At 60.6% G+C, this 11133-nt stretch carries 8 protein-coding genes; 5 read left to right on the plus strand and 3 right to left on the minus strand.

Annotated features, from left to right (window positions below; all coding sequences use genetic code 11):
• Positions 1–57 precede the first annotated feature (57 nt).
• Both hexR and ACW9JE_RS24150 read right to left on the minus strand, forming a co-directional pair.
• Positions 58–924 (minus strand): transcriptional regulator HexR, encoded by an 867-nt coding sequence (gene hexR / locus ACW9JE_RS24145; protein ID WP_025131545.1) that lies wholly within the window; start codon positions 922–924, stop codon positions 58–60.
• A 106-nt stretch (positions 925–1030) separates the two neighbouring features.
• Positions 1031–3916, minus strand: coding sequence for a putative bifunctional diguanylate cyclase/phosphodiesterase (locus tag ACW9JE_RS24150; protein WP_457434167.1), 2886 nt, complete (start codon positions 3914–3916; stop codon positions 1031–1033).
• A 257-nt stretch (positions 3917–4173) separates the two neighbouring features.
• On the opposite strand from ACW9JE_RS24150, the gene uvrD reads away from it, so the two are divergent.
• From uvrD to ACW9JE_RS24170, 4 genes are all read left to right on the plus strand, one after another.
• Positions 4174–6357: a DNA helicase II gene (uvrD, locus tag ACW9JE_RS24155; RefSeq protein WP_224541232.1), complete on the plus strand. Its 2184-nt coding sequence runs from the start codon at positions 4174–4176 to the stop codon at positions 6355–6357.
• 131 nt (positions 6358–6488) lie between these two features.
• A complete protein-coding gene (locus ACW9JE_RS24160; protein WP_457434168.1) occupies positions 6489–6929 on the plus strand; it encodes an EamA family transporter in 441 nt (146 codons plus the stop codon).
• Between the two features lie 179 nt (positions 6930–7108).
• Positions 7109–7987 carry a Tim44 domain-containing protein gene (locus ACW9JE_RS24165; RefSeq protein WP_224541227.1) on the plus strand — a complete coding sequence of 293 codons (879 nt, stop codon included), beginning with the start codon at positions 7109–7111 and terminating at the stop codon, positions 7985–7987.
• Positions 7988–8125: 138 nt separating this feature from the next.
• On the plus strand, positions 8126–8533 hold the full coding sequence (locus ACW9JE_RS24170; RefSeq protein ID WP_217973077.1) for an SMI1/KNR4 family protein: 408 nt from the start codon (positions 8126–8128) through the stop codon (positions 8531–8533).
• Positions 8534–8554: 21 nt separating this feature from the next.
• Here ACW9JE_RS24170 and ACW9JE_RS24175 read toward each other — a convergent pair whose 3' ends face one another.
• Positions 8555–10318 carry a cation:proton antiporter gene (locus ACW9JE_RS24175; protein ID WP_224541225.1) on the minus strand — a complete coding sequence of 588 codons (1764 nt, stop codon included), beginning with the start codon at positions 10316–10318 and terminating at the stop codon, positions 8555–8557.
• 286 nt (positions 10319–10604) lie between these two features.
• Between ACW9JE_RS24175 and ACW9JE_RS24180 the strand changes: the two genes are divergently transcribed.
• Positions 10605–11087 carry an acyl-CoA thioesterase gene (locus ACW9JE_RS24180; RefSeq protein ID WP_224541223.1) on the plus strand — a complete coding sequence of 161 codons (483 nt, stop codon included), beginning with the start codon at positions 10605–10607 and terminating at the stop codon, positions 11085–11087.
• The last annotated feature ends 46 nt before the right edge of the window (positions 11088–11133 follow it).

Below are 11133 nucleotides of genomic sequence, written 5' to 3' on the forward strand. Positions count from 1 at the left end.
GTCAACTGTGGGAGCGAGCCTGCTCGCGATTCAGGTCGGAACGACCTGAGGACGACGTCAGTCGTCCAGGGCTTTCACTGACTTGGGCGACAACCGCAGACTGCGCAGGCTGCGCTTCACGCTCTTGAGGTGATTGACCAGGCTCGGCCCGCGCGCCATGGCCACGCCCATCGCCAGCACATCGATCACCACCAGGTGGGCGATCCGCGAAGTCAGCGGCGTATAGATCTCGGTGTCTTCATGCACATCGATCGCCAGATTGACAGTCGACAGCTCGGCCAATGGCGTCTGGCTCGGGCACAGGGTAATCAGCGAAGCACCGCTCTCGCGTACGAGGTTGGCGGTGATCAGCAGGTCTTTGGAGCGTCCGGACTGGGAAATACAGATCGCCACATCGCTCGGCTTCAGGGTCACCGCCGACATCGCCTGCATGTGCGGGTCGGAATAGGCCGCCGCGGTCAGCAGCAGCCGGAAGAATTTGTGCTGCGCATCCGCCGCGACCGCACCCGAGGCACCGAAGCCGTAGAACTCGACGCGCTGGGCCTGGGACATCAGCGTCACCGCACGCTGCAACTCCACCGGATCGAGCTTCTCGCGAACTTCCATCAGGGTGTGCAGGGTGGTGTCGAAAATCTTCAGGCTGTAGTCGGCGACCGAATCGTCTTCATGGATCGCGAACTGACCGAAACTCGCGCCTGCCGCCAGGCTCTGGGCCAGTTTCAACTTCAGGTCCTGGAACCCGGAACAACCGATGGCACGGCAGAAACGCACGATGGTCGGTTCGCTGATGCCGACGCTATGGGCCAGGTCGGCCATGGAGCTGTGCATCACGGCCGCGGGGTCAAGCAGCACGTGATCGGCGACTTTGAGCTCCGACTTGCGTAACAGGTGACGAGACTGGGCGATGTGCTGCAGCAGATTCAAGGGCTGGACTCTTGTTATTGGCAGGGGCCGGGGATGTAGCAAGTTTGTAGTTATACTACATGAATTGGCTTTTCGCCTGCACCATACGTAACCAGATCCCTCGAAATCAGGTGCTCGCACCCCATGTAGCCTTCGAGCACTGGTCTTGTAGCAGCGCGGCAAGCCCAGATGCCTCGACCGGGCGACTGATCAGGTAACCTTGTACCTCATCGCACTGCTCGTTTTTCAGGAATTCGAGCTGTTCGCGCCGCTCCACGCCTTCGGCCACCACCTTCAATGACAAGCCGTGAGCCATGGCAATGATCGCCCGGGTAATCGCCGCATCCTCCGTGCCCTCGCCAAGGCCGCGAATGAAGGCCTGATCGATCTTCACGTAATCCACGGGGATTCGCTTGAGGTAGCTCAGGGATGAATACCCGGTGCCGAAATCGTCGATCGCCAGCTTCACCCCCAGATCGCGCAATTGCTGGAAGGTCGCAATAATGTGCTCGACGCTGTCCAGCAACTGGCTTTCCGTGAGTTCGAGCTCCAGGTAGCGCGGCGCCAGCCCGGTATCTTCCAGCACCTGCCGCACCAGACTGACCAACTTGCCCTGGCGCAGCTGGTGCACCGACAGATTGACCGAAACCCGAATAGGCTCCAGCCCCTGCCGCTGCCACTCGCAGGCTTGCAGACAGGCCTGGCGCAGCACGAATTCACCGATCGGGCCGATCAGCCCGGTTTCCTCGGCCAGACCGATGAAATCACCCGGCGGCACACGCCCCATGGTCGGATGATCCCAACGCACCAGCGCCTCGGCCGCATTCAGCCGGCCCGTTTCCAGACAAAGCTTCGGTTGGTAGAACACCTTCAATTGCCGTTCTTCAACGGCCTTGCGCAGCTGGTTCTCCAGCTGCAATCGCTCCAGGGTGCTGGCCTGCAGACTGTCGGTGTAGAACTGGAAGTTGTTACCGCCCAGATGCTTGGCGTGCTGCATGGCCATGTTCGACTGACTGACCAGGGCGGACACATCCCGGGCGCTGTCCGGCAACAGACTGATACCGATCGACGCGCTGACCACCAGCTCATGGCCGTCGATGGTCACGGGCATGCGCAGCTTGTTCGACAGCCGCGTCGCCACCCGCGCCAGACTGGAAAGGTTGCCGTAGGCGTTGAACAGCACGGCGAATTCGTCACCGGACAGGCGCGCAATGGTGTCCGCTTCCGGCAATGCATTGATCAGGCGCCGGGCCATTTTCTGCAACAGCTTGTCGGCGACTTCGTGACCCAGACTGTCGTTGAGCTGCTTGAAGCGGTCCAGATTGATGTGCAGCAACGCCAGGTTGCGATAACCACCCTGCCGCACCCGCTGTTGCGCCTCGCCGAGGCGCTCGCGGAACATCGAGCGGTTGGCGAGTCCGGTGAGCTCGTCGTGGTGTGTCAGGTAGCGCATGCGCTCTTCGGATTCCCGCCGGGCCGAAAGATCGGCGAAGAAACCCACGATATGACTGACATTTCCCCGACTATCGCGCACTGCATTCAAATGCAGCCATTGCGGATACATCTCGCCGCTTTTGCGCGTTTCCACCAGTTCGCCCTGCCAGCTGCCGTGCTGCTCCAGCGAGTGATGGATCGCCGCGTAGTGGCGACGGGCATCGCGACTACACGGCAACTCGACGACGTTGCGCCCGATCATGTCCTCGATCTCATAGCCGGTGACCCGGCTGAAGGCCTGATTGACCGCGATCAGGGCGTAATTGGGGTCGAAAATCACGATACCTTCGCTTGCGGCTTCGAATACCGTCGCAGCCAGTTGCTGCTGCTCTTCCAACGCCTTGTTGACGCTGATGTCGCGACGGGTGCCGACCATGCGGATCACTCGACCATTGCCGGCTCGCTCGACCGCTCGACCACGGTCCTCGATCCAAACCCAATGACCGTTGGCGTGGCGCACGCGGTACTCGACCTGATAATCCTCGGTGCGCCCCTTCAGATGCTCGACCAGCGCCTTCCTCAGGGCCGGCAGGTCCTCCGGATGCAAGCGAGGCTTGAGGTGGCGCAGCATCGCCGTCACATATTCCGGTGCCAGGCCGAACAATTCCTGAATGTGCGTGTGATGGACTTCGTCGGTCTGCAGGTTCCAGTCCCACAGTCCCAGCTCGCTGGCCTTTAGCGCCAGCGCCAGGCGCGCTTCGCTCTTGCTCAGTGCGTCGCTGGCGGCGTCCAGTTCGAGGCCGCGCTGGGTAACCCGGTTTTGCAGATCGGCCTGGATTTCCCGCAGCTCTTCTTCGGCGCGTCGGCGCTGGTCGATTTCCCGGGCGAGAGTCAGATTAAGCTGATCGCTGCAGTTTTGCGCTTCCTGCAGATGCTCGATCAGCGCCTGGTTCTGGAAGCGCTGCAACAAGCCGCGATCGATCAGGCGATTGACCTGCCAGGCCACGACACTCAAGGCGCCCAGCAGAATCAGGCCGAACCAGCCCCAGCCCTGCCCTTCGCCACCCCAGAACATGTAGCCGATGGCCGGCAACAAACAGGGCAAGGTGAAAGAGAGAAAGGCCGGCAGGCTGACGGCGTAGGCCACACTGGCCGACAGGGCAGCAGCGCCTATCAGGCCGAAGACCCAGGCTTGCTGGATGAAGTTGTCGGCGGGAACCAGTGCGATGCCGGCGCCGGCCAATGTCAGGCCGGTAAGCCCCGAGCCCAGCAGAAACATGCGGCGCCAGATCGGATGGGCCTGACGGTTGGGAATCGCCGAGTCGAAGGCCGCTACCTGAATCACTCGCAGCGCCACCAACGACAACAGCCACACCAGCCAGACGGTGACCAGGAAGTAGCGCTGCGGGCTCCAGAGCAGAGCGGCGCAGACCAGACCATTGATCAACATGAACAGCGTGGGCAGCAGCGAGCCCTGATACAGCAGGCGCGTGCGTTCGACCGCCATTTCCATGGCGTATTGTTTACGAATAACCCGGGGCTCCACGGAAGGGCCCGACAGGTCGGAGCTGAGGGTCATAGGTAGTTTCTTGTTCTTATAATGGTGAGCATGAGCCCGAAACGTGGACGGAGCATACACAAGCCAATGCCCGGACCAAACTGCTGCCGGTCAAAAAACAGACAAATTTATCGGGCACCCGACCCGGCCTCGAAGCCGTCAGGCGAGACCGGGCAACGCTTGCAGCCGATGACTGACCGGTCGTCCCTCGCGCCTCTTTCATCGGCTAAAGCAAAGCGGAGTTTGCCCGGTGTGGCGCCGCCCCCTAGAATGCCCCGATGCGCGATGATCTCTCCCTTCTGCTTAATTCCCTCAACGATGCCCAACGTCAGGCCGTAGCGGCCGCTGTTGGCCGTCAGTTGGTCCTGGCCGGCGCCGGTTCCGGTAAAACCCGAGTGCTGGTGCACCGTATCGCCTGGTTGATCCAGGTCGAGAACGCATCGCCCCACTCCATCCTGTCGGTGACCTTCACCAACAAGGCCGCTGCCGAGATGCGCCATCGCATCGAGCAGTTGATGGGTATCAACCCGGCCGGCATGTGGGTCGGCACCTTCCACGGCCTGGCGCACCGCCTGCTGCGGGCGCACTGGCAGGAAGCCGGGCTGAGCCAGACCTTCCAGATTCTCGACAGCGACGACCAGCAGCGGCTGGTCAAGCGGGTGATCCGCGATCTCGGACTGGATGAGCAACGCTGGCCGGCCCGCCAGGCCCAGTGGTTCATCAACGGGCAGAAAGACGAAGGTCTGCGTCCGCAACATATTCAAGCCAGCGGCGACCTGTTCCTGGCCACCATGCGCAGCATCTATGAAGCCTACGAGGCCGCATGCGCGCGCGCTGGCGTCATCGATTTCTCCGAACTGCTGCTGCGCGCCCTCGACCTGTGGCGCGATCATCCGGGCCTGCTGGCGCATTATCAGAAGCGTTTCCGGCACATTCTGGTGGACGAGTTCCAGGACACCAACGCCGTGCAGTACGCCTGGTTGCGCTTGCTGGCAAAGGGCGGCGACAGCCTGATGGTGGTGGGCGACGACGATCAGTCGATTTACGGCTGGCGTGGCGCGAAGATCGAGAACATCTACCAGTATTCCGACGATTTCCCGGACGCCGAGATCATTCGTCTGGAGCAGAACTACCGCTCCACCGCCGGCATCCTGAAGGCTGCCAACGCCTTGATTGCCAACAACACCGGACGGATGGGCAAAGAGCTGTGGACCGAAGGCGGCGATGGCGAAGCGATCAACCTATACGCCGCGTTCAACGAACACGACGAAGCGCGCTATGTTGTCGAAACCATCGAAAGCGCGCTGAAAACCGGCTTGGCTCGCAGTGATATCGCGATTCTGTACCGTTCCAACGCCCAATCGCGGGTTCTGGAAGAAGCGTTGCTGCGTGAACGCATCCCGTACCGCATTTATGGCGGCCAGCGCTTCTTCGAACGGGCGGAAATCAAGAACGCCATGGCCTACCTGCGACTGCTCGAAGGTCGCGGCAACGATGCGGCGCTGGAGCGGGTGATCAACGTACCGGCCCGTGGCATCGGCGAAAAAACCGTCGAAGCGATTCGTGACCATGCGCGCCACAGCCATGTGTCGATGTGGGAAGCCATGCGCCAACTGGTGGCGAACAAGGGTCTGACCGGTCGCGCCGCCAGCGCTTTAGGCGCGTTCATGGAGCTGATCGAAAACCTCGCCGCCAAGTGCATGGACATGCCGCTGCACCTGATGACTCAGACCGTCATCGAGCAGTCGGGACTGATTGCCTATCACGAAGCGGAAAAAGGCGAGAAAGGCCAGGCCCGGGTGGAAAACCTTGAGGAGCTGGTCAGCGCCGCACGCAACTTCGAAAACACTGAAGAAGACGAGGACCTGACGCCACTGGCGGCCTTCCTCGGCCACGCTTCACTGGAAGCCGGCGATACCCAGGCCGACGAGCATGAAGACAGCATTCAGCTGATGACGCTGCACAGCGCCAAGGGCCTGGAATTCCCTTACGTGTTCCTGGTGGGCATGGAAGAAGGCCTGTTCCCGCACAAGATGAGCCTGGAAGAACCGGGGCGTCTTGAGGAAGAACGTCGTCTGGCCTACGTCGGCGTCACCCGGGCCATGCAGAACCTGGTCATGACCTATGCTGAAACCCGTCGCCTGTACGGTAGCGAGACCTATAACAAGGTGTCGCGCTTCGTACGCGAAGTGCCCAAAGGCCTGATTCAGGAAGTGCGGCTGTCCAACAGCGTCAGCCGTCCGTTCGGCGGTGGTCAGCAACAAAGCACCAGCAGCCTGTTCGGCGGCAGCGAGATCCCGCAGACCGGCTTCAGCCTGGGCCAGGCGGTACGGCACTCGGTGTTCGGCGACGGCGTGATCCTCAACTTCGAAGGCGCCGGCGCCCAGGCGCGGGTTCAGGTGAACTTCAGCGAAGGCAGCAAGTGGCTGATGCTGGGGTACGCGAAGCTGGAAGCGATCTAAGGATCACCTTGGATCAATGTGGGAGCGGGCTTGCTCGCGAATGCGGTGGATCAGTCAACATCGATGTCGACTGACACTCCATCGCGAGCAGGCTCGCTCCCACAAATCGATCTGACCAAAAGGAAACCGTCATGGGCTCAGGCTTCTTTTCCTCCTGGACATTCTGGGCCCTGCTATCGGCTGCATTCGCAGCACTGACCGCCATTTTCGCGAAGATCGGCGTCGAGAACGTCAACTCGGACTTCGCCACTCTGCTCCGAACCATCGTGGTGCTGGTCAGCCTGGCCTTGATTTTGTTCGCCACGGGCCAATATCAATCCCTGGGATCGATCTCGGGTAAAAGCTACCTGTTCCTGCTGTTGTCCGGCTTGGCCACGGGTGCTTCGTGGATCTGCTACTTCCGCGCGCTCAAGGTCGGCCCGGCCTCGCTGGTCGCTCCGGTGGACAAACTCAGCGTGGTCCTCGTCGCCGTGCTCGGTGTGGCGCTGCTGGGGGAAAAACTCGACCTGCGCCAGTGGGGCGGAATCGGCCTGATCACAGCCGGGGTGGTGATGTTGGCGCTAAGGCGCTAGGCATCGTTCCTACAGAACTTATTCAGTCATCCTACAGACCAAAGTGAACCAGCCTTATTGCACTGACTGAAGCTGAACCCGACCTGTCAGGCAAAAGCCCGAAACACTCTGCCGCTAGCCAGTAACACTTCAGCTGTGCAACATGGCGCGCGTGCCTTCCACAAACGGGAATTCCCTTTATGAAACGTTTTCTTAGCATCGCCATGGCGCTGTGCATCGGCCTGACGATGAGTCTCGACGTCAATGCCGCCAAGCGCTTCGGTGGTGGCAAAAGCGCAGGTGCTGCGCCTACTCACCAGACCAGCCAGATGGCTCCTTCTTCTCCAGGCATGGGCGGCGCAGCAGCGACCGCTGGTGCTGCCGGTGCCGCGGGCGCGGCTGCCAAGGCCGGCGGCGCTTCCCGCTGGCTCGGCCCTCTGGCGGGTATCGCCGCCGGTGGCCTGCTGGCCTCCATGTTCATGGGCGACGGCTTCCAGGGCATGCAGATCTTCGACATCCTGATCATGGCGGTCATTGCCTTTCTGGTCTTCCGTTTCATCGCCGCCCGTCGTCGCAAGCAGCAGGAGCAGTACGCTCCGGCCGGTCACGCGCCGATGCAGCGTGAAGCGTTCGAACAGAAGCCAGCCATGGGTTCGATCTTCGGTGGTTCGGCTGCACCCGCTGCCGCCCGTCCAGTGATCAACGCGCCAGCCTGGTTCAACGAACATAACTTCATCGAAGCGGCCCGCAACCACTTCCAGTCCCTGCAACAGCACTGGGACGCCAACGAAATGGACAAGATCGCGGAGTTCGTGACCCCGCAGATGCTGGAGTTCCTCAAGCGCGAGCGTGCCGATCTGGGCGATGCCTTCCAGTCCACCTACATTGATAACCTCAATGTGCAACTGGATGGCGTGGATGATCGCGCCGACAAGACCATCGCCACCCTGACCTTCAGCGGCGTGTCGAAAAACTCCCGTTTCGACCAGGGCGAAGTCTTCAGCGAAAGCTGGAACATGGAACGCGCCCAGGGCGAAAACCAGCCTTGGCTGGTGGCCGGTATCCGCCAGAACGGCTGATCACCCCGCCTCGCTTTTCACGCTGTAATAAAAACCCCGGCTTGCCGGGGTTTTTCTATTTCGCGGTTGCATCCATAGCAAGCTACTGTATAAACCGCCCCATATAAACCGCGCCTTACAAGCAAGAGGATTCTCGACGTGGAAGAAATCATCGAACAACTGCGTGAAGCCAACGAACCGGTACCGGTTCCCTTGGAGTTGCCCGACGAAGATCTGCTGGTCGAAATCGAAGAACAACTGTTCATCGACATCCCGTTCGTCTTTAGAGAGTTCTTGCTGACTGTCAGCGATGTGGTCTACGGCAGCCTGGAGCCGGTGACCGTCACTGACCCGCAATCCCACACCTACCTGCCGGATGTGGCCGCCAACGCCTGGGACGCCGGCGTCGATCGCAGCATGATTCCGATCTGCCAGGACGGTGACGACTACTACTGCGTCGAAGAAGACGGCACCGTGGTGTTGTGGTCCGCCGAAGAAGAGCTGGTCACCGAAGAAACCTGGGAGTCGGTGTGGCACTGGGCACGGGACGTCTGGCTGGAAAGCTGAGCCGGCTGACGCCCCGCGGCGTCAGTGCCCTGGCGAATCCTTGTGATTGTCCAGGGTATCGAGCAAGGCCACCTGCATGCGCGTGTGGACGCGGATGAACCAGCGCCACAGCAGCGCGGCCACACCAGCGGCCACCACGGCAATCAGCATCAGCAACTTGTTGGTCGGCAGAATACTGGCCGACAAGGCTGCCAACAGCAGGAAAATCACCAGCAGCGACAGAATCGGTATCACTTCGGAGATCACCCGACGCACTCGCTGCGTGTGACGCCCGGCCATCTCCGGCTTCACCCCCATCTCTGCCAACAGCATCGACAGCGCCTTTAGCTTGCGATAGGCGGCGATCAGGAACGGCAGCGATATCAGCAAGGCGCCGCCCCAGATCAATGCCTTCTGCCAGCTTGGGTCGCCGATCCACTCCTGCAGGCTCACCGAGATGCGCTCGGCGAAAAACGCCCCGGCGAGAAAGATCGCAACCACCAGCGCCAGATTGACGCCCACCTGCAACAGAATCCGCCGAATCATCGACGCCAGCAGCGCGCCCTCGCCTTGAGGCTGGATGCTGCGCAACCATTCACCGTACATCCCCAAAACCCGTCCCAGTCGCTGTGGCATGACCGCGGACAGCTTGATCGACAACGGGTCTGCCGCACGAATCAGATACGGCGTCAGCAGCGTGGTGATCACCGAAACCGCCACGGCCACCGGGTAGAGGAAATTGCTGGTGACCTGCAGGGTCATGCCCAGCGAGGCAATGATGAAAGAGAACTCGCCAATCTGCGAAAGCCCCATGCCGACGCGCAACGAGGTGCGCCCGTCATTACCGGCGATGTACGCACCCATTCCGCAGGACAGCATTTTGCCGAGCACCACAGCGACTGTAATCACCACGATCGGCCAGGCGTACTCCAGCAGGATCATCGGATCGAGCATCAAGCCGATCGCCACGAAGAAAATGGCGCTGAACAGGTCGCGAACGGGCTCGATCAGGCGCTCGATTTTCAGCAACTGCCGGGATTCGGCCATGATCGCGCCAATCAGGAACGCACCGAGCACCATGCTGTATTCGAGCTTGACCACCAGCAGACAGAAGCCGAAACACAGGCCAAGCACAGTGATCAGCAGCATTTCGTTGCTTTCGAATTTGGCCACGTAAGCCAGCAGGCGCGGCACCAGCAAAATGCCGATCACCAGCGCGACGATCATGAACAGCGAGAGCTTGCCCACGGTAGAAAACACTTCGCCGGAGCTGACCGTACCGCTGACCGCGATGCTCGACAGCAAGGCTATGATGCCGATGCCGAGGATGTCTTCAACGATCAGCACACCGAAAATCAGCTGCGCGAAGCGCTGGTTTTTCATCTTCAGGTCATTGAGCGCCTTGACGATGATGGTGGTCGAGGAAATGGCCAGGATCGCGCCGAGGAACAGCGAATCCATGGTGTTCCAGTCGAACCAGCGGCCGATTTCGTAGCCGATCCAGATCATCAGCACGATTTCCAGGAACGCCGCGATAAACGCCGTGGCGCCGACCTTGAACAGCTTGCGCAGGCTGAACTCCAGGCCCAGGCAGAACATCAGGAAAATCACCCCGAGCTCCGCCAGGGTCTTGATGGTCTCTTCGTCGTGGATCAGACCGAAGGGAGGGGTGTGCGGCCCAATGATGAAGCCCGCCACGATGTAGCCCAGCACCACCGGCTGCTTGAGCCTGTGGAAAAGCACGGTCACCACACCTGCGACCAACATGATCACTGCCAGATCCTGAATAAAGCTGATGGCATGCATGGTGTGGGGCTCCTTGTGTGGCATAGCTCAAGCGCGGATGAAGGAAACATCCGGTCGAGCAAGGTAAAAAATCCGCGTTCTGCGTAGGAATTTGCCCCAGTGGCAGGGGCTTTTGCAGGGTAACACCGCGACTTCCGGTAGAAAGGCGGTGCAATATATGGAAACAGATCGATCCGGCGTGACGGCGGCTTCGCGCCCGGCGTCCCGATAACTGTTAGTTTGAAAAAACCATCGAGGCACCCGCAGAGGTGCATCCCTCAACCTGGCCTTGACCCGTGAGAATGCTATGGAACCCGGAAACGCCCAGCTGTCGATGACGGTATTGATGACCCCCGACATGGCCAACTTCTCTGGCAATGTTCACGGCGGAACCCTGCTCAAATACCTCGACGAAGTCGCCTACGCCTGTGCCGCCCGATATGCCGGCCGCTACGTGGTGACCCTGTCGGTGGACCAGGTGATTTTCCGTGAGCCGATCCATGTCGGTGAACTTGTGACCTTCCTGGCTTCGGTCAACTACACCGGGAACACCTCGATGGAGGTGGGCATCAAGGTGGTGACCGAAAACATCCGCGAGCGCTCGGTGCGCCACACCAACAGTTGTTTCTTCACCATGGTGGCGGTAGATGACCAGCGTAAACCCGCCTCCGTGCCTCCGCTGCAACCGCAGAACAGCGAAGACAAGCGCCGCTTCATGCAGGCTCAGCAGCGCCGGCAGATTCGTCAGGAGCTGGAAAAGCGGTATCAGGAAATCAAGGCCGACGTTTGACGCATTCCATCGATAAGAAGCCTTCGCGGGCAAGCCTCGCTCCTAC

The organism is Pseudomonas sp. SDO55104_S430, from assembly GCF_054070595.1.